Here is an 18,789-nt window from a genome sequence, read left to right as displayed (position 1 = left end):
TTTTGTCGAAGCTTGACCATGGTCATTGGGAGCAACAGGGCAGCGTTGATCATGCCATCCGATGAATCTTTCTTAACTTGCAACCATAGGACAATTGGTACCATAGTTTTTCAAACCAGAAATTGTTTCTGCGATGACCGCGACCTCGTTGAAGGAGAATATTGTGAAGTTTGACTTGCTCAAAAAGGGATTTGCTGCCGGCCTTGTTGCTTGTGCTTCTGTAGCTGCCGCCGAAGAACCCAAGAGTTGGCTTCTTATGGAAGTCGCTGAAAGCGCAACACTGGACAATGGTGTATTGGTGCTTGAAGGCGTTGACGATCAGGTTGTTGTCTTTGCAGATCGCCCCTATCGCGACGCAATGGATGCGCCTGTGCAGTCGATCGTAGAGATCTGGGACAAAGGCGAAAACAGTTTTGCGGTTGATCCTCCCAATGCGGCTCTGACCGGACTGAGCGATGGTAAACAGGTTGGATTGATCGTCACACTCAGCAATCCGAAGCTGGAGGGCGGCAACCTACAGTTTGACTATCAGACTGTGAACGGAATTGACGCCAATAAGCTTGAATCCGTGTCGCTTGTGATCGACAATGCTTTGAAGTACCCAATGGATTGCATCATGGATGCTCCAAACTGCAGATGGTAGTGCATCAACATCTCAAGATTGGCTTTTTGCGCTAGCTCTTTGTCGTGCTTTTCCAGCTAATGTAGGTCGGCCCTTCTCTGATCAAATCGACCTAAGCTATTCCGTTGGTTCTTACGTTAAGCACTACAATAGGGTCATTTGGGACTAAGCGGGCCAAAGGGAAGAGCAACGATGCCAGAAAGTTCGAACCCGCATCTAGCCTAAAAGAAAAAGGGCCCCCAAACGGCGGCCCTTGATCATTTCGCAGTGACAGTTGGGATCAGCCGTTCACGCTGTCCTTCAGCGCCTTTGCAATGGTCATCTTGACCACCTTGTCGGCCTCTTTCTTGAACTGCTCGCCGGTGGCGGGGTTGCGCACCATGCGCTCGGGGCGCTCGCGGCAGTAGATTTTGCCAACGCCGGGCAGGGTGACTGCGCCGCCAGCCGAAACTTCGCGTGTGATCAGGCCGGTGATGGCCTCCAGCGCGGAATTCGCTGATTTCTTGTCAGTCCCCATTTCCTCAGCGAGAGCAGCAACCAGCTGAGTCTTTGTCATAGGCTTTGCCATTTCTTGGTCTCCTTAACGTGCCCGATAAATTGGGCCTCACCGCGTAACTGTAACGGTATATTGTGGTTAAACACAACGAATAGTAGCGCCAAAACCCCTAAAAATATGGGGATTTCGTTGCTTTTTTACGTCACAGGAAGGCTGTTTCGTCGAAAGAGCGCAATTTCCGACTGTGCAGACGCTCTAGCGGCATGCCCCGCAGGTGTTCCATCGCCCGTATTCCGATTGCCAGATGGCGGCTGACCTGGGTGGTATAGAACGAGGATGCCATGCCGGGAAGCTTTAATTCGCCGTGCAGGGGTTTGTCAGACACGCAAAGCAATGTGCCGTAGGGCACCCGGAAACGATACCCGTTTGCAGCAATGGTGGCGCTTTCCATATCCAGCGCAATCGCGCGGGATTGGCTGAGCCTCTGCACCGGACCGGACTGATCGCGCAACTCCCAGTTTCGGTTGTCGACCGAGGCCACGGTGCCTGTACGCATGATCCGCTTAAGTTCGTAGCCTTGCAGCTCGGTCACTTCAGCGACGGCATGTTCCAGAGCAACCTGAACCTCGGCCAGCGGTGGGATCGGCACCCAGACGGGCAGATCGTCGTCCAGCACTTTGTCCTCGCGCAAATAAGCGTGGGCCAGAACGAAATCCCCCAACGCCTGGGTGTTACGCAGCCCGGCACAGTGCCCGACCATCAGCCAGGCATGTGGGCGCAAGACGGCGATATGGTCGGTTGCGGTTTTGGCGTTCGATGGCCCGACCCCGATATTGACCAGCGTGATCCCTGACCCATCCGCGCGTTTCAGGTGGTAAGTCGGCATCTGCGGTAATTTCAGGGGTTGTTCCAGGTCTGCATCGGCGGTCGTGATCTCAACATTCCCGGTCGAAACAAAACTGGTATAACCGCTTTCGGGGTCGGCCAGTTGTTCACGCGCGTACTTCTCGAACTCCGAGACATAGAACTGGTAGTTGGTGAACAACACGTGGTTTTGGAAATGCCCAGCATCCGTTGCCGTGTAGTGCGCCAGTCGCGCCAGCGAATAGTCTACACGCTGCGCCGTGAACAAGGCCAGCGGGCCGACAGTATCATGATCGAGCACACCGTTGACGATGTCATCATTGGTTGTGTTCAGATCGGGCACATCGAATACGTCACGCAGGGTGAAACCGGCGGCCCCCTGTTGTGGCACCATCAAATTCGGATTGTTGGCAACTGCGAAGTGGACCGGGATGGGCGTATCAGATGCGCTGATGGTCACCGGTTGACCATGATTTTTGATCAGCAGGGCGATCTGTTGCACCAGATAGGATCGGAACAGATCGGGCCGGGTGACGGTAGTTGCGTGAATGCCGGGCTCGGATACGTGGCCAAAGCTCAACCGGCTGTCGACCTGCGCGTAAGACGCGGTTTTGATGCGAATTTCCGGGTAGTAGGCTCTGATCCGTTCCTCTGGCGCGCCATCTTGCAGGGCCGAGGCAAAGTTGTCGCAGAGAAACTCGGTGGCTTGTTTGTACAGCACTTCCAGCCGAGCTACGGCAGCTTTGGGGTCTGTGAATTGTTCCGGTGCGATTGCATCAGGTGTTCTTATTTTTGTCATGCCAGTGGTTCCAGAAGTTCAATCTTTTCAAATGTGCGCACATCTACAAGCCCAAGGTCCGAGATCCGCAATTCCGGGATCACAACCAGCGCCAAAAGAGAGTGCTGCATATAGGCGTTGTTCAGGGTGCAGCCGCAGGCCTGCATAGACTTGACCATGTTCTCAGCTTTGGCCGCAACCTCGGCGGCGGGACTGTCGGACATCAAACCAGCGATGGGCAATTCGACCAGCGCAAGCTCTTGCCCATTGCGGAACAAAGTGATCCCGCCGCCCACTTCGGCCAGCCGGTTGGCTGCCAGAGCCATCTGTTCCCGGTCAGTGCCGACCACAATCATGTGGTGGCTGTCATGCGCCACGGTCGAGGCCATGGCCATTTTGCCCTGATAACCAAAGCCCGAGACAAAAGCGTTCGTCACCCCGCCTGTTGCCTGGTGACGTTCCACCAGCGCGATCTGGCAGACATCACCTTCGCCTTCAACCAGCCCGCCAATGATCGGTAGTTCCGCCTTCAGCGCTTTGGTCGGGGCCTGGTTTTCGACAACTCCGATCACGTTGGCCTGTACGCGGTTGGCCCCCGCTGGGGGTTTGATCTCGAAATCATCCGCGCTGAGCGCGTGGCCCAGATGCACGGTATTGCGGGCGTTGTCAGGCCAGTCCAGATGTGGACAGTCAACTGTAATCTCACCACCCTCTGCGACCACCTGCCCGCGCGCAATCACAGTCTCAATCGGCAATGTGGTCAAGTCGGAACTGAGAATGATATCCGCCCGGCGCCCGGGAGTGACTGAACCGATCTCACGCTCTAACCCGAAATGGGTGGCGGTGTTGATCGTGGCCATCTGCAGCGCAATCAGCGGATCGCAGCCGCAGGCAATCGCGTGGCGCACAACCCGGTTCATATGCCCGTCGTTCACCAAAGTGCCCGAGTGGCAATCATCTGTGCAGAGAATAAAGTTGCGCGGGTCCAAGCCTTTTTCGGTGATGGCTGTGATCTGACTTTCCACGTCATACCAGGCCGAGCCCAGCCGCATCATCGAGCGCATCCCCTGCCGCACGCGGGCAATGGCATCGGCTTCGCAAGTACCTTCATGGTCATCTGCAGGCCCGCCTGCGACATATGCGGCGAAATCAGGCCCTAAATCAGGCGAAGCATAATGTCCGCCTACCGTTTTCCCGGCGCGTTGAGTAGCTGCGATCTCGGCCAGCATCTTAGGGTCACCGTGGATCACACCAGGGAAATTCATCATTTCACCCAACCCGATAATGCCGGGCCAGCCCATCGCTTCACGGACATCCTCGGGCGTGATCTCGTAGCCAGTTGTCTCCAACCCCGGGGCCGACGGCGCGCAGGAGGGCATCTGGGTGAAGATGTTCACCGGCTGCATCATCGCTTCGTCATGCATCATGCGCACACCGTTTAGGCCCAGCACATTTGCGATCTCATGCGGATCGGTGAACATTGACGTGGTGCCATGCGGGATCACGGCTCGCGCAAATTCGGCGGGTGTCAGCATGCCAGATTCGATATGCATGTGGCCGTCGCATAGACCAGGCAGGATATAGCGCCCTTCTGCTTCGACGATCTGCGTCTCAGGGCCGATGCAATGCGAAGCATCCGGCCCGACAAACGCAATCCGCCCGTCTGCAATGGCAACTGAATGGTCCGGCAACAGCTCGCGGCTGTGTACATTGACCCATACTCCGCCGCGAATAACCATATCTGCGGCGTCGCGCCCGGCGGCAACGGCGATCAAACGAGGGGCGACATCGGGCCAGCTTGGGAAAGGTGTGTATTCCATGGCTCAACTTTCATGAAGTCGCGGTCGGGTGCAACCCCGGTAATTTTAGGTCATCAAATCATCACAAAATCTGCCCGCAGCGCGCCAGCGCTGCCCGGCCCAACCAGAGGAGATGTCCCGCAAGGGGCAGCGACGATGGGCGGGAGCTATCCGATCTCGCGCCTGATCCAATCCGCAAAAGCGACCGCGCCCGGATTGTCCTCGGCCTGAGGGGAGAGCAACAGATAGTAGGCCTCGGGCATGGGTGCGCGATGATCGAACGGGGCAACCAGCTGCCCTTGTTCGATCAGATGCCTCGCTATGGCGTCATGAGCCAGGCACAGCCCTCCCCCCGCCATCGCTGCCGACAGGCAGACTAAATATGTCGTCGCATAGGTAATCGTAGGTTTCCGCCAATTTAGACCCTGCTCTTCGGCCCAGCTTGCCCAGTTTGACAGCAGGTTCGAACAGTCGAACAGCGGCTGTTTCTGCAGGCTATCCAAAGTGGCCGGAAAACCCGGTGCGCAAACAGGGTAGTAGTATTCTTGCCGCAACAACTCGGTTCGAACAGTATCGGCAGGGCGCAGTGAGAACCGGATTTCAACCGACGCGCCTTCGGCCATTTCCCGGGGCTCCCACAATTCAGTGAAGATGTTCAAATGCACATCCGGGTGTTCGGCCTGAAACGCAGGCAGGCGAGGGGCCAGCCAGTTCACGGCGAAACTGATGTTGCACTGAACCTGAACGGCATTCTGCTGCGCCCCCGTCACGGCCTGGGTCCCACGCACCAGCGTCCGAAAGGCCTCTCGCACAACGGGCAGATAGGTGATTCCGGCCTCGGTCAACTCCAGCGCCTTGGGACGACGCAGGAACAGAGGCTGACCCAGATGACCCTCCAGTGACTTGATCTGCTGACTTACTGCGCTTTGCGTCATGTTCAGATCTCGCGCTGCTCCGGTGAAAGAGAGATTGCGCGCAGCTGCTTCGAAGGTGCGCAGCCAGCCCAGAGGTGGAAGGGAGTTCTGCATGTGCATAACCTCAGCATAAGTTTTACTAATGAGATAGAGGTGTTTTTTTCGTTGGTCAAACTTCTGCGTGCGAGGCAGGCTTTACACGTATCAGCCGTTAGGGAGTCACGCCATGAGTGTTGCCAATCTTCGCCCCAATATCGACCATTGGCCTCAGCGCGTGGATATGGCCGCGACTTTTCGTTGGACTGAACGTCTGAACATGCATGAAGGCGTGGCCAATCACTTCAGTCTGGCGGTGAATGAGAATGGAACGCAGTTCCTGATGAACCCCAATCAGATTTATTTCGGGCGTATTCGGGCTTCGGACCTGTTGCTGCTGGACGCGAATGATCCCGACGTGATGACACAACCCGGCGCGCCGGACCCAACGGCTTGGGGGCTTCACGGCTCGATCCACCGTCACTGTCCCCACGCGCGATGCGTGATGCATGTGCATTCGATCTTTGCGACTGTGCTGGCCTCATTGGCAGACAGCAATCTACCACCCATCGATCAGAATACGGCCACGTTCTACAACCGCTATGTCATTGACGAGGAATTCGGCGGACTCGCGTTTGAAAGCGAGGGTGAACGCTGTGCCTCAATGCTGTCGGACCCTAAGAAAAAGGTCATGATCATGGGCAACCATGGTGTTCTGATCATCGGTAGTGATCCGGCAGATGCCTTTAATAGACTCTATTATTTCGAACGCGCCGCCGAAACCTACATCCGCGCGCTACAAACCGGACAGCCTTTGCGCGTGCTCTCGGACAAGATCGCCGAAAAGACCGCTCAGGAACTGGATGACTACCCCGATCAGGCCGCCGCGCATCTGCGTGAGATTAAAGCGATGCTGGATGCCGAAGGTTCGGACTACGCAACCTGACCTCATACCCGGAGTGACTGCCATGTCCGACACCGCTCAGGACCCCGAAGCTGCCCGCTGGAATTATCACCCCGAAGGCCCGGTGGGATTGAACCCGTTGTTCAAGTGGCCGCCGCGACCGGCTGCTGTGCTGAATTGGTACAGCGGGGCGTGGTTGCAGATCACCTCTTTGACTCTATGCATGGGGTTGGCCATCGCGGCCTATGCGCTGTTTTTCCCAAAGTTAGAGTCGATGCAGAGTTTTTCGCCCGGTTGGATGGTCCGTATCTGGCTGTTGAACATGGTGCCTCAAATCCTGGTCGCGGGCGGCCTGCATTGGTGGCTGTACATGCGCAAAGGGCAGGGCATGTACAAAAAATTCGACCGCCGCGATCTGACCCGCGACAACGGAAACTTCACCTTCCGCGATCAAGTTCTGGACAATATCTGGTGGACGCTGGGCAGCGCGATGACAGTGGCGACCGTCTATCAATGGGTTATCTATTGGGCGATGGCCAACGGCTATGTCCCGACCGTAGCTTGGGCCACCGCGCCGGTTTGGTTCGTCCTATGGATGCTGTTCATCCCCATGTGGTCAGGTCTGCATTTCTATTGGGTGCATCGGCTAGAGCATCACCCGAAGCTGTATAAACACGTCCACTCCGTGCATCATCGCAATGTGAATATCGGGCCGTGGTCTGGGATTTCGAACCATTGGTTTGAAAACCTTCTGTACTTCACCACCTATTTCATCCACCTGATCATTCCGTCACATCCGTTGCATCTGCTGTTCCACACGTATTTCCAGCAGATCAGCCCGGTTCTTTCGCATTCCGGCTTTGAAAAGCTCAAGGCCGGGGACACCGAGGCGGCGCGCGCTGGGGATTTTTTCCACCAGCTGCACCACCGGTATTTCGAGTGCAACTATGGCACCTCGGAAATCCCGTTCGACAAGTGGTTTGGCACCTATCACGACGGGTCGGCTGAGGCGACAACCCGCACGCGGGCTTACAAAAAGCAAATGTATACCTAGCGCGCTCGCAATGTACGCGGAGCCATACCGAATTCGGCCCTGAACGCACGTGTCAGGGCGCTGGGGTCTTCGTACCCGGAGCGCAAGGCAATCTCGGCTATGGTCAGGTCCGTTTCGGTTACAAGTTTGCGGGCCAGGTTCAGCCGCAACCGCCGATAGACCTGCGCCGGCCCTGCACCTAACTCGGATTGCATCCGCACCGAAAGCGCCTTGTGAGACCGGCCAACGCGGCGGGCGATCTCGGACACCGGTAGGGGTACTTCCAGATGTTCCTGCATCAGCGCCAACGCCTTGTTCACATATCCGCTGGTCGCGCCTGCGCCACCCGTATGGGATCGGGCTGAATCGCGGGTCATGAACAGCTGGGCCACTTCTAGCGCCAATGCCTGGCCCTGTGCCTGTCCTATCAGGTGCAAAACCAGATCAAACGCGGCCATCGCGCCAGAACAGGTGATGCGGTTCCGATCAATCACGAATCGTTCGCGCACTGCATCAACCTCGGGGAAACGCTCGGTAAATCCAGTCAGTTCTTCCCAGTGAATGGTAGCGCGATGCCCATCCAGCAGACCGGCCAAAGCCAGCAACCAGCTGCCAGTGTCCAACCCGGCCAGAGTTTCATAACGCGATGCAGCCGATCTGAGACCCGAAAGAGTATGCCAGCCGCTATGGGCCTGAAACCCGTAGGATGGCATCACCATCAACATGTCACCGCTTGCGTTTTGCAGCCTATCATGCGGTGCGACCTGCAAACCCGATGAAGATGTCACTGGCCCGTTGTTAAGGGATAGAAACGTCCAGCGATACAGATCCCGCCCAGACAGCATGTTTGCAGCCCGCAGCGGCTCAACCGTGTTGGCCAGGCAATGGTTTGAGAACCCATCGAACAGAAGCACACCGATTTGCTGCGCTGCGGCAGCGGATTTAGTCCAAACTCGCATGGTAAATGGCTATCTCTGCATGATCAGATTCTCAAGCCCGGTCACGATACGCGCAGGTTCAGATTTGGAGAATTCAGATGCAATATGGTCTGTCCGACGAACAGGAAATGATCGCCTCGACCGTGCGCAGCTTTGTCGAGAACGAGATTTACCCGCATGAAGAGTTGGTCGAACGCACCGGCGAAGTCCCGCAAGAGATCGCGGCTGAGATCAAGCGTAAGACGATCGAGCTGGGCTTTTACGCCTGTAACTTTCCCGAAAGCGTCGGCTGTGCGGGTTTGAACCATCTTGAATTCGCGCTGGTCGAGAGGGAACTGGGTCGCGGGTCGATGGCGTTGAACCATTTCTTCGGACGTCCGCAGAACATCCTGATGGCCTGCGAAGGCGAGCAGGTCGAACGGTACCTGATGCCAGCCGTACGGGGTGAGCGGATGGATGCGTTGGCCATGACTGAGCCCGGCGCGGGATCGGATGTGCGCGGGATGAAATGTGCCGCCGTTCGGGATGGTGGCGATTGGGTGGTCAACGGGACCAAGCATTTCATCTCGGGCGCTGAACACGCGGATTTCATCATCGTCTTCATCGCGACGGGCGAGGATCAGACGCCTAAAGGGCCGAAAAAGCGGATCACCGCCTTTCTGGTGGATCGCGGCACGCCTGGTTTCACGATCCGGGATGGGTACAAGTCGGTCAGCCATCGCGGCTACAAGAACATGGTTCTGGATTTCGATGATTGTCGCTTGCCCGACAGCCAGGTTCTGGGCGAGGTCGATGGCGGGTTCGAGGTGATGAATACCTGGCTTTATGCCACCCGGATCACCGTGGCCGCCATGTCGGTCGGGCGCGCGCGCCGGGCCTTTGACTATGCGCTGGACTATGCCGCCACGCGCGAGCAGTTCGGCCAGAAGATCGGCAAGTTTCAGGGTGTATCCTTCCAGATTGCCGACATGATCACCGAAATCGACGCGGCGGATTTGTTGACCTTGGCGGCGGCGGATCGGCTAGACAAAGGCCTGCCCGCGAACCGAGAAATTGCGTCAGCCAAGCTCTTTGCCTCGGAAATGCTGGCACGAGTGACCGATGCAGCCATTCAAGTTCATGGCGGGATGGGTCTGATGGATGACTATCCGCTGGAACGGTTCTGGCGCGATGCACGGGTCGAACGTATCTGGGACGGCACCAGCGAGATACAGCGCCATATCATCAGCCGGGACCTGCTGAGGGCGCTGGGCGCATGAGGCCCCTGGGGCGTGTTCTGAACCCGTCATCGATGGCCGTGATCGGCGGCGGGGCATGGTGTGCAGACGTTATCGCTCAGGCTCGAAAGTTCGGGTTCGCAGGGGATATCTGGCCGGTTCATCCCAAGGCGGATCAGGTCGCGGGTGAGCGTGCTGTGCCCTCGATTGCGAATTTGCCGCGTCCGCCGGACGTGGCCTTTATTGGCATCAATCGCCATGCCACGATTCCTGTGGTTTCAGAACTGTTCGCAGCGGGCGCGGGCGGTGCGGTTTGCTTTGCGTCCGGGTTTACCGAAGCCAAGGCCGAGGATGATCAGGGCGCTGATCTTCAGGCCCAATTGGTTGCTGCGGCAGGGGACATGCCGATTCTTGGACCGAATTGCTATGGCTTCGTCAACGGGTTGGAACGCGCCGCAATCTGGCCGGATCAGCACGGAATGCGGCCGGTTGACCGAGGTGTGGCGATCCTGACGCAAAGCTCGAACATCGCCATCAACATGACGATGCAGCAACGCGCGCTGCCGCTGGCCTTCATGCTGACCTGCGGGAATCAAGCGCAGACGCATCAGGCCGATATTGCGTCAGCCCTTTTGGATGATGACCGGATCACCGCGATTGGTGTTCATATCGAAGGGTTCGGTGATCTGCGGAAATGGGAGGCTTTGGCCGCAAAAGCTCAGAACCGTGGCGTGCCCATCATAGCGTTGAAGATGGGCCGGTCGCATCATGCGCAGGCGGCGACGATCTCGCACACAGCCTCACTGGCGGGTGGCGATGCAGGGGCGCAGGCGTTTCTGGATCGTCTGGGCATCGCGCGACTGGATGATATCCCCAGTTTTCTGGAATGCCTCAAGCTGTTGCATGTTGCGGGGCGATTGGACGGAAACGGTTTGGGCATGATTAGCTGTTCCGGGGGCGAGGCCAGCCTGGCCGCTGACATGGCCGAAGGGCGAGACCTGTATTTTCCACCCCTGACCGATCAACAGCGCACGGACCTACGTGCCGCCCTGGGCCCAATGGTGGCGCTGGCAAATCCGCTGGATTATCACACCTATATTTGGCGGGATACCGAGGCGATGACCCGCGCCTGGTCGGGGATGACCGGGCGGGACAAGGCCATGACCATGTCCATCGTGGATTATCCGCACACCGATGCGACAGATTGGGCTTGCGCCACGCAGGCCGCGTTGAACTGTGTTGCTGCGACAGGACGGCCATTCGCGGTGACGGCGACCTTGCCGGAGCTGATGCCTGAACATGTGGCGCAGCAATTGTCAGATGGCGGGGTGGTGCCCTTTTCCGGGCTGCATGAGGCATTGTCAGCCGTTGAAGCTGCAGCGCGACCTTTGCCGCCCGCGTCTGATCCGGTGTTGCTGCCTTCGGATGCACCCGCAGATCAGGTTCTGAGCGAGGCAGAGGCGAAATCGGCCCTCGCGGATTTTGGTCTGCGCATTCCGCGCAGTTGCGAGGTCGCGGCGGAAGACGCGGAGCAAATTCCAAACGACCTGCAAGAGCCCTTTGCCGTGAAAGGCGTCGGGCTGGCGCATAAGTCTGAACATGGTGCAGTTCGGCTGGGCGTTGCGCGATCCGATCTGACCGAAACCGCCAGATCGATTGGCACCGATACGGTGTTGATCGAGGAGATGGCAAATGGTGCTGTGGCCGAGATGTTGATCGGCGTGACCCGCGACGCGGCGCATGGCTATGTTCTGACCCTCGGGGCCGGAGGGGTACTGACGGAAATCCTGCGCGACACGGTTTCGGTCCTGATCCCGTCCTCTCGGGCCGCTGTTCAGGCGGCGCTGGGCAAGCTGGCCTGTGCACCTCTGCTGGCCGGGTATCGTGGCAAAACTGCCGCTGATATGGATGCCATTCTCGACGCAGTCGAGACGGTGCAGAACTATGTCATTGCCAATGCGGCAACAGTCGAAGAAGTTGAGATTAACCCGCTGATCTGCACCACCGAGGACGCGGTTGCAGTGGATGCGCTGATCCGAAAGGCAAGCCAATGAGTCCGATCAAAACCCGCCGAGATGGCGCAATTCTCGAAGTTACTTTGGACCGGCCCAAAGCAAATGCGATTGATCTGGTCACAAGCCGGATCATGGGTGAAGCGTTTCAGGAGTTCCGCGATGATCCCGAGCTGCGCGTGGCGATCCTGACCGGTGGCGGAGAGAAGTTCTTTTGCCCCGGCTGGGATTTGAAAGCGGCCGCTGATGGGGATGCGGTGGATGGCGATTATGGCGTCGGCGGGTTTGGAGGGTTGCAGGAGCTGCGCGGCCTGAACAAGCCTGTGATCGCTGCGGTCAATGGTATCGCCTGCGGTGGCGGGCTGGAACTGGCGCTGAGCGCTGACATGATCATCGCAGCAGATCACGCCAGTTTTGCCTTGCCCGAGATACGGTCAGGGACAGTGGCCGATGCGGCCAGCGTCAAGTTGCCCAAGCGCATCCCGTATCATATCGCAATGGAGCTGTTGCTGACCGGGCGCTGGTTCGACGCGGATGAGGCGCATCGTTGGGGGCTGGTCAATGAGATTGTGCCCGGCGATCAATTGATGGATCGCGCCTGGGAGCTAGCGCGGCTGTTGGCCAGCGGTCCGCCTCTGGTATATGCAGCGATCAAGGAGATCGTGCGTGACGCTGAGGATGCGAAGTTCCAGGACGCGATGAACCGGATCACAAAGCGGCAGCTGCCCAGTGTGGATGTGCTGTACGGGTCCGAGGACAATCTGGAGGGCGCGCGCGCCTTTGCTGAAAAGCGCGATCCGGTTTGGAAAGGGCGGTAGGGGGCTCTGCCCCCGGCGCGGCACGCCGCGCCTCCCCCGGGATATTTTTGGCCAGATGAAGTTTGGATCAGATGCGCTCGAACAGTGCAATATAAGCGGTATCGTCTTTGTTGGGGCCGGCGGCGAGATCGCCGTAGATTTTGACTTCGGGCAGGGTGAGGTTTTGGATCTGACCCCGTTCCAACTGGCGGAGCGCTTTGGCAAAGCCCAGTTTTTCAAAATGCTTCGTATTAATCGACAGCGCGAATTGAGCGCCTGGACGAGCAACGCGTAGCAAGCTGGGCAGTACCTCGGGGCCGAGGTGCCCATGGGTGAAAGTGCCTGAGGATACGATGCCCGAATAGCTATGGCGCGGCACGGGGATACCGATGTTGAGGTCGGCCTCGATCGCATCACGGTAGATATCCTTGCGCATGGCCTGTTCCAGCATTTCTGCGCTGATATCGGTGGCATCGATTGGTCCTACGCCCAAGCGGGTCAGAACTGCTCCGCAAAGGCCGGTGCCTGCGCCCACGTCCAGCACCGGGCCCTGCCCGAAGGCGCCGACAAAGGCGCGGGCGGTGCGGATATACAGCTGATAATCCTCGCGCATGGCGAAACCGTCATCATAGTCGCCTGCCCATTCGGCATAGAGACGTTTATTGTCCTCGGGTGAGGTCAGCGCATAGGCGGCATGCAGGTCGGGTGTTTTGTTGGTCATGCTGTCATGAAAGGCGCAGGAGGGGATTCGAATCAAGTCGTCCATGAGGTGCTTGCATCCCGGTTCCGTCCAGATCATCTAGGGGGGATGACACGAACGCTTTTCTCTTTTGGCCACGGCTATTCGGCGCAGGCCCTATCGCGCCGCTTGGCGCCGGATGGGTGGAACATCATCGGGACCACGCGTGACGCGGATGGCATGGCTGCGATCCGAGCGTCTGGGGCCGTGCCCCTGGTCTGGTCCGGAGAGATGCCAGACCTGGACGGTGTGACACATGTTCTGATTTCCACGGCGCCGACCGAAGAGGGCGATCCTGTTCTGGCGGCGTTGAGGGATGAGATTGCGGCGCGGGCGGCTCAGTTCACCTGGGTGGGCTATCTGTCTACCACGGCGATTTATGGCGACCATCAGGGCGCCTGGGTAGACGAAGCGACCCTACCTGCGCCGACGGCGAAGCGGGGCTGCTGGCGTTTGCGGGCCGAGGAGCAATGGAAGGCCATTCCAGGGCTGCCCGTTCATATCTTCCGCCTGGCGGGGATTTACGGGCCGGGGCGGGGGCCGTTTTCCAAGCTTAAACGCGGTGGGTTGCGGCGGATCATCAAGCCAGGGCAGGTGTTTTCACGCATCCATGTCTACGATATCGCGCAGGTTTTGGCGACCTCTATGACGGCACCCAATCCTGGCGCAGTGTACAATGTGTGTGATGATGAACCTGTGCCGCCGCAGGATGTGATCGGCTACGCAGCCGAGTTACAAGGCCTGCCTCTGCCGCCAGCCGTACCCTATGACGAAGCTGATCTGACCCCGATGGCGCGCAGCTTTTACAATGAAAACAAGCGCGTTCGGAATGATCGGATCAAGGATGAGCTTGGGGTGCAACTGCTGTACCCCAATTATCGCGTTGGTCTTGAGGCGTTGCTGAAAGGGCAATAGCCTGGTTCATCGCGCCGCAGCTTTGATCATGTCAGCCGCTTTTTCAGCGATCATGATAGTCGGAGCGTTGGTGTTGCCCGATACCAGCGTCGGCATGATCGAGGCATCGACAACTCTTAGTCCGTCGATACCGTGCACCTTAAGCTCGGGGTCGACCACGGCCATATCATCCAGGCCCATTTTGCATGTTCCGACGGGGTGATAGATCGTATCGGCGCGGGCGCGAATATGCTGTTCCCAATCTGCATCCGTGGTTGCGGTGTCGGTTCCGAACATTTCGGATTTCCTGAACTTGGACAGAGCAGGCGCTTGCATAATCTCGCGCATCATGCGTGCGCCTTTGATCATGGTTTCAAGATCGCGGTCGTCGGATAGAAACCCGGGATCAATGGCAGGGGCGGAAAACGGGTCAGCGCTGTGCAGCCCAACCGAGCCGCGGCTGTGGGGGCGCAGTTTGCAGACATGGCAGCTATAGCCATAGCCATAGTGCAGTTTTCTGGCGTGATCATCGACCAGCGCGATGGCGAAATGCAGCTGGATATCGGGGCGGTCGAGATCCGGAGAGGTTTTTAAGAAAGCGCCCCCTTCGGCAAAGGGTGTCGCCGCCATAGACGCGCCGGTCTTACGCCAACGCCAGAGGTGGCCCAACAGGCGCGCCGCACCGACGAGACCAAGTCCGAAGTTATCCGTGTCCTTGCTTTTGTAAGCCAGAATGAAATCCAGGTGATCCTGCAGGTTCTTGCCCACGCCGGGCAGCGCATGCCGGACTGGTATTCCGTTTTGGCGCAGCTCATCTTCGGCGCCGATCCCCGAAAGCTGCAACAGTTGTGGCGATTGAAGCGCCCCGGCGCAGATCAGCACTTCTAGCCTGGCAGATACACTAAGATCGGGGCCTTTCGCCTTTCGTTTGTAGATCACACCTGTGGCGCGTTTGCCTTCAAAGGTCAGTTCCTTTGCGTGCGCATAGGTGATCACCGTCAGATTGGGGCGATCCATCACCGGGTGGACATAGGCAGCTGCGGTCGAACAGCGCTCACCATTTCTGTCCGGGTCATGAAACTGGGTGACCTGATACAGACCCACGCCTTCATTATCGCCCCGATTAAAATCTTGGGTGCGTCTATGTTGCAGTTGTTCTGCTGCCTCTACAAAGGCATGGGTCACTGGGCGTGGTTCTTTTTGATGTGACACCTGCAGCGGGCCCTTGTCGCCATGCAAATCATCAGCGCCCTGTTCGTTATTCTCGGACTTTTTGAAGTAGGGCAGGACGCTGTCCCAATCCCAACCGATGCACCCTTGATCGGCCCAGCCATCATAATCCTGTCGCTGCCCTCGAACATAAAGCATCGCGTTGATGGCGCTTGATCCACCCAAGGCCTTGCCGCGCGGCTGATAGCCTTTGCGCCCGTTCAAACCGGGTTGAGGAACTGTCTCGAACGCCCAGTTGCTGATCTTTGGGCGCCCCGGTAACGCAGCGACGATGGCGGCGGGCATTCGAATAATAAGGTGATCGCCCGGCCCCCCAGCTTCGAGCAAGCAAACCGTTTTTTTCGGATCTTCGCTTAGACGGTTGGCAAGGACAGATCCCGCCGAGCCGCCACCGACAATGACATAGTCAAATTCCATATAAGTGCCTTTAACGTTTTGGATGCGCCGCGTGATATTGGGGATCAGGGGGAACGGCGCGTGGTAATGCAGCCGACTGTGCCCGAGCAGGATGTAGAAACACAATCGCCAATTTCAGTTCGGACACAGGGTCATTTTGAAAAGCGAGGATTGGGTCTGCCTCAATAGCCGCTAAGCTATAAGAAAAACCTATTGTTGCCATCCGAAAAGAGAACTTATTCTCATGGCTTCACTTTGGTATACGGGGCGCGACGCAAGAGATCAGTGAAGTTTCCGCATCATCATTCTGGGCTTAGGCTTGAAAACGATATCGGTGACATCTTTCTGTAATCTTGTTGATTGCAAGTTTTACTGCGCAAAGCCGCAAGTCCTTAGCCAGCATTGGAGATCGATATGGATGGAAGTGATAACCCCAAAACGGGCGGATGCCCCGTGATGCATGGTGCCGGGACACGATCAAATCGTGACTGGTGGCCCAATCAGCTGAACCTGTCGATCTTGCATCAGCATGCGCCAGCTTCAAACCCGATGGATGCTGACTTCGACTATGCCGAAGAATTCCAGAAGCTGGATATGAAGGCGCTGAAAGACGACCTCTATGCGCTGATGACGGACTCACAGGATTGGTGGCCCGCAGATTACGGCCACTATGGTGGTTTCTTCATCCGGATGGCCTGGCACAGCGCGGGGACCTATCGTACGGCGGATGGCCGCGGCGGGGCTTCGACCGGCAACCAGCGCTTTGCGCCGCTGAACAGCTGGCCGGATAACGGCAACCTGGACAAGGCGCGCCGCCTGCTGTGGCCGATCAAGCAGAAATACGGCAACCAGATTTCCTGGGCCGACCTGATGATCCTGGCGGGTAACTGCGCGATTGAATCAATGGGTGGTAAGACCTTTGGTTTCGCTGGTGGTCGCGAAGACATCTGGGCCCCCGAGGAAGACATCTATTGGGGCTCGGAAACCGAATGGCTGGCCCCGACCGACAATCCGCACAGTCGTTATTCGGGTGAACGCGATCTGGAAAACCCGCTGGCCGCTGTGCAGATGGGTCTGATCTATGTGAACCCCGAAGGTCCAGACGGACAGCCCGATGCGCTGGCTTCGGGTCGGGATATTCGCGACACGTTTGGCCGGATGGCGATGAATGACGAAGAAACCGTCGCTCTGGTCGCAGGTGGCCACACCTTTGGTAAGGCGCATGGCGCAGGCGACCCCGATTTGGTTGGCCCGGATCCTGAGGCCGCTCCGATTGAAGAGATGGGCTTTGGCTGGATCAACAAATTTGGATCAGGCAAGGGTGACGACACCACCACCTCGGGCATTGAGGGCGCATGGACGGCGAATCCCATCAAATGGGACAACGGCTATTTCGACCTGCTGTTTGGCTATGACTGGAACCTGACCAAAAGCCCCTCAGGCGCATGGATATGGGAGCCGGTGAACGTCAAAGAAGAAGATATGGCCCCGGCAGCACATGATCCGTCGAAAAAGGTCAAAACCATGATGACAACCGCCGACATGGCGATGCGCATGGATCCGATCTATGGCCCGATCTCGAAGCGTTTCCACGAGAACCCGGACGAGTTCGCAGATGCGTTCGCGCGCGCCTGGTTCAAACTGACCCACCGCGACATGGGCCCACGCGCGGCCTACATCGGTCCGGAGGCCCCGACCGAGGAGCTGTTGTGGCAAGACAACGTCCCAGCCGTCGATCACGATCTGGTCGATGATGCGGATGTTGCCGACCTTAAAGCCAAGATCGCCGCCACCGGCCTGTCGGTGCCCGAGCTGGTCTCGACCGCCTGGGCTTCGGCCTCGACCTTCCGTGGGTCGGACAAGCGCGGTGGTGCCAACGGGGCCCGTATCCGCCTTGCGCCGCAGAAGGACTGGGATGTGAACGAGCCGATGAAACTGTCCAAGGCGTTGGGCGCACTGGAAGGCGTTCAGTCTGCGTTCAACGGTGCGCAGTCTGGGGGCAAGAAAGTGTCTCTGGCCGATGTGATCGTTCTGGCCGGTGCTGTAGGTGTCGAACAGGCAGCGAAAGCTGGTGGTCAGGCGGTCGAGGTTCCGTTTACTCCGGGCCGCACCGATGCGACGCAAGAGCAGACGGATGTGGACAGTTTCGCCGTGATGGAGCCCGCCGCTGACGGATTCCGTAACTATCAGAAGGCTGAATACACTGTTTCGCCCGAGGAACTGTTGGTCGACCGTGCACAGCTGCTGACCCTGTCAGCACCCGAGATGACAGCGCTTGTGGGTGGCCTGCGTGTTCTGGGCGCCAACTTTGGTGATAGCAAACATGGCGTGTTCACAGATCGTGTTGGAACGCTCAGCACAGACTTCTTCACCAACATTCTGGACATGAGCACAGAATGGAAGCCGTCTGGCAAAGGCGTCTATGAAGGGCGTGACCGTGCCAACGGTGAGCTCAAATGGACCGGCACCCGCGTCGATCTGGTCTTCGGCTCGAACTCGCAACTGCGGGCGCTGGCTGAGGTCTATGGTCAGGTCGGCGCCGAGGGCAAATTCGTCTGTGACTTTGTCTCGGCCTGGAACAAGGTGATGAATGCGGACCGCTTCGATCTGAAGTAAGCCTACTATTATTCAAGCGAGTTGTGCCGCCCGAGGAGACTCGGGCGGCGTTTTCTTTGACCCGGCTCTGGTGTGCATACCAAGCATTGGGTACGATTCCACTGGATGGTTGGTCTTTGCTGGGATCGAAGCAATGGGTCAGCAGGTTTTCTGCGAAGTTTCTGAAGCTAACCTGTTGTTTTCATTAAACTGAACAAGTTTCTGCCGAGAAATGTGAAGTTTTTTCAAAATGGGGGTTGCAGGTGTCAGACCTAATCCGTAAATACCCCTTCACCGGCGGCGCTGAGGTTGTTGTTGGGACGCTTTAGATGGCGGAGACGGGCCGGAGAGACGGTTGAGACGCTCAGGAGAGACTGGGGGCATCTGAGGTTGTTGATTGGGCGGTTGCGCTGATGTTTTGGCGTGATGGTCTTGTTTTTGGGTCTTGGGTGTTTTGTTCTTTGACATTGATGGATAACTGAAGAGATATGTGGGCGGTTTGGTTCGTTTCGACGGATTGAATGT

15 protein-coding genes are annotated in these 18,789 nt (G+C 57.8%); 8 read left to right on the top strand and 7 right to left on the bottom strand.

Features of this window, described 5'->3' with window-relative positions:
• Window positions 1-163: 163 nt before the first annotated feature.
• Window positions 164-643 (top strand): hypothetical protein, encoded by a 480-nt coding sequence (locus ACR0EL_RS17715; RefSeq protein ID WP_353013842.1) that lies wholly within the window; start codon window positions 164-166, stop codon window positions 641-643.
• Window positions 644-902: 259 nt separating this feature from the next.
• Here ACR0EL_RS17715 and ACR0EL_RS17710 read toward each other — a convergent pair whose 3' ends face one another.
• The 4 genes from ACR0EL_RS17710 to ACR0EL_RS17695 form a co-directional block, all read right to left on the bottom strand.
• On the bottom strand, window positions 903-1,190 hold the full coding sequence (locus ACR0EL_RS17710) for an HU family DNA-binding protein (RefSeq protein WP_170453278.1): 288 nt from the start codon (window positions 1,188-1,190) through the stop codon (window positions 903-905).
• A 130-nt stretch (window positions 1,191-1,320) separates the two neighbouring features.
• A complete protein-coding gene (locus ACR0EL_RS17705; protein WP_353013844.1) occupies window positions 1,321-2,781 on the bottom strand; it encodes an AMP nucleosidase in 1,461 nt (486 codons plus the stop codon).
• Window positions 2,778-4,580: an adenine deaminase gene (ade, locus tag ACR0EL_RS17700; protein WP_480501389.1), complete on the bottom strand. Its 1,803-nt coding sequence runs from the start codon at window positions 4,578-4,580 to the stop codon at window positions 2,778-2,780. The genes ACR0EL_RS17705 and ade overlap by 4 nt, the downstream gene beginning before the upstream one ends.
• Before the next feature lie 146 nt (window positions 4,581-4,726).
• On the bottom strand, window positions 4,727-5,587 hold the full coding sequence (locus tag ACR0EL_RS17695) for a LysR family transcriptional regulator (RefSeq protein WP_480501388.1): 861 nt from the start codon (window positions 5,585-5,587) through the stop codon (window positions 4,727-4,729).
• A gap of 112 nt (window positions 5,588-5,699) precedes the next feature.
• Between ACR0EL_RS17695 and ACR0EL_RS17690 the strand changes: the two genes are divergently transcribed.
• Together ACR0EL_RS17690 and ACR0EL_RS17685 are read left to right on the top strand one after the other, a co-directional pair.
• The gene (locus ACR0EL_RS17690; protein ID WP_480501387.1) at window positions 5,700-6,455 is read left to right on the top strand and encodes a class II aldolase and adducin N-terminal domain-containing protein; all 756 of its coding nucleotides are present in this window, start codon (window positions 5,700-5,702) and stop codon (window positions 6,453-6,455) included.
• Window positions 6,456-6,477: 22 nt separating this feature from the next.
• On the top strand, window positions 6,478-7,467 hold the full coding sequence (locus tag ACR0EL_RS17685) for a sterol desaturase family protein (RefSeq protein ID WP_480501386.1): 990 nt from the start codon (window positions 6,478-6,480) through the stop codon (window positions 7,465-7,467).
• On the opposite strand, the gene ACR0EL_RS17680 is transcribed toward ACR0EL_RS17685, so the two are convergent.
• Window positions 7,464-8,405, bottom strand: coding sequence for a GlxA family transcriptional regulator (locus ACR0EL_RS17680; RefSeq protein ID WP_480501385.1), 942 nt, complete (start codon window positions 8,403-8,405; stop codon window positions 7,464-7,466). The two genes, ACR0EL_RS17685 and ACR0EL_RS17680, sit on opposite strands and share 4 nt — an antisense overlap.
• Before the next feature lie 77 nt (window positions 8,406-8,482).
• Between ACR0EL_RS17680 and ACR0EL_RS17675 the strand changes: the two genes are divergently transcribed.
• The 3 genes from ACR0EL_RS17675 to ACR0EL_RS17665 are packed head-to-tail and all read left to right on the top strand — an operon-like array spanning window position 8,483 to window position 12,431.
• Window positions 8,483-9,643 carry an acyl-CoA dehydrogenase family protein gene (locus ACR0EL_RS17675; RefSeq protein WP_480501384.1) on the top strand — a complete coding sequence of 387 codons (1,161 nt, stop codon included), beginning with the start codon at window positions 8,483-8,485 and terminating at the stop codon, window positions 9,641-9,643.
• The gene (locus ACR0EL_RS17670; RefSeq protein ID WP_480501383.1) at window positions 9,640-11,655 is read left to right on the top strand and encodes an acetate--CoA ligase family protein; all 2,016 of its coding nucleotides are present in this window, start codon (window positions 9,640-9,642) and stop codon (window positions 11,653-11,655) included. Before ACR0EL_RS17675 ends, ACR0EL_RS17670 begins: the two co-directional genes overlap by 4 nt.
• Entirely contained in the window at window positions 11,652-12,431 is a 780-nt protein-coding gene (locus ACR0EL_RS17665) for a carnitinyl-CoA dehydratase (protein ID WP_480501382.1), read from the top strand. Before ACR0EL_RS17670 ends, ACR0EL_RS17665 begins: the two co-directional genes overlap by 4 nt.
• Before the next feature lie 67 nt (window positions 12,432-12,498).
• Here the strand turns inward: ACR0EL_RS17665 and ACR0EL_RS17660 are convergent, their stop codons facing one another.
• Entirely contained in the window at window positions 12,499-13,131 is a 633-nt protein-coding gene (locus ACR0EL_RS17660; RefSeq protein WP_480501439.1) for a class I SAM-dependent DNA methyltransferase, read from the bottom strand.
• Window positions 13,132-13,218: 87 nt separating this feature from the next.
• On the opposite strand from ACR0EL_RS17660, the gene ACR0EL_RS17655 reads away from it, so the two are divergent.
• Complete coding sequence (locus ACR0EL_RS17655; protein WP_480501381.1) at window positions 13,219-14,064, top strand: SDR family oxidoreductase; 846 nt, start codon at window positions 13,219-13,221, stop codon at window positions 14,062-14,064.
• 6 nt (window positions 14,065-14,070) lie between these two features.
• On the opposite strand, the gene ACR0EL_RS17650 is transcribed toward ACR0EL_RS17655, so the two are convergent.
• Complete coding sequence (locus ACR0EL_RS17650; protein ID WP_480501380.1) at window positions 14,071-15,690, bottom strand: GMC family oxidoreductase; 1,620 nt, start codon at window positions 15,688-15,690, stop codon at window positions 14,071-14,073.
• A 393-nt stretch (window positions 15,691-16,083) separates the two neighbouring features.
• Between ACR0EL_RS17650 and katG the strand changes: the two genes are divergently transcribed.
• Window positions 16,084-18,285 (top strand): catalase/peroxidase HPI, encoded by a 2,202-nt coding sequence (gene katG / locus ACR0EL_RS17645; protein WP_480501379.1) that lies wholly within the window; start codon window positions 16,084-16,086, stop codon window positions 18,283-18,285.
• Window positions 18,286-18,789 lie beyond the last annotated feature (504 nt).

Source organism: Ruegeria sp. AH12 (assembly GCF_056541465.1).
Note: the sequence above shows the minus strand (reverse complement) of the source record. Positions and strands in the feature narration are given on the sequence as shown.

Coding starts and splice junctions, on each gene's coding strand:
- ade (WP_480501389.1), bottom strand. CDS start 4,580: ATGGAATACACACCTTTCCCAAGCTGGCCCGATGTCGCCCCTCGTTTG.
- ACR0EL_RS17695 (WP_480501388.1), bottom strand. CDS start 5,587: ATGCAGAACTCCCTTCCACCTCTGGGCTGGCTGCGCACCTTCGAAGCA.
- ACR0EL_RS17690 (WP_480501387.1), top strand. CDS start 5,700: ATGAGTGTTGCCAATCTTCGCCCCAATATCGACCATTGGCCTCAGCGC.
- ACR0EL_RS17705 (WP_353013844.1), bottom strand. CDS start 2,781: ATGACAAAAATAAGAACACCTGATGCAATCGCACCGGAACAATTCACA.
- katG (WP_480501379.1), top strand. CDS start 16,084: ATGGATGGAAGTGATAACCCCAAAACGGGCGGATGCCCCGTGATGCAT.
- ACR0EL_RS17675 (WP_480501384.1), top strand. CDS start 8,483: ATGCAATATGGTCTGTCCGACGAACAGGAAATGATCGCCTCGACCGTG.
- ACR0EL_RS17710 (WP_170453278.1), bottom strand. CDS start 1,190: ATGGCAAAGCCTATGACAAAGACTCAGCTGGTTGCTGCTCTCGCTGAG.
- ACR0EL_RS17665 (WP_480501382.1), top strand. CDS start 11,652: ATGAGTCCGATCAAAACCCGCCGAGATGGCGCAATTCTCGAAGTTACT.
- ACR0EL_RS17655 (WP_480501381.1), top strand. CDS start 13,219: ATGACACGAACGCTTTTCTCTTTTGGCCACGGCTATTCGGCGCAGGCC.
- ACR0EL_RS17650 (WP_480501380.1), bottom strand. CDS start 15,690: ATGGAATTTGACTATGTCATTGTCGGTGGCGGCTCGGCGGGATCTGTC.
- ACR0EL_RS17680 (WP_480501385.1), bottom strand. CDS start 8,405: ATGCGAGTTTGGACTAAATCCGCTGCCGCAGCGCAGCAAATCGGTGTG.
- ACR0EL_RS17660 (WP_480501439.1), bottom strand. CDS start 13,131: ATGACCAACAAAACACCCGACCTGCATGCCGCCTATGCGCTGACCTCA.
- ACR0EL_RS17670 (WP_480501383.1), top strand. CDS start 9,640: ATGAGGCCCCTGGGGCGTGTTCTGAACCCGTCATCGATGGCCGTGATC.
- ACR0EL_RS17685 (WP_480501386.1), top strand. CDS start 6,478: ATGTCCGACACCGCTCAGGACCCCGAAGCTGCCCGCTGGAATTATCAC.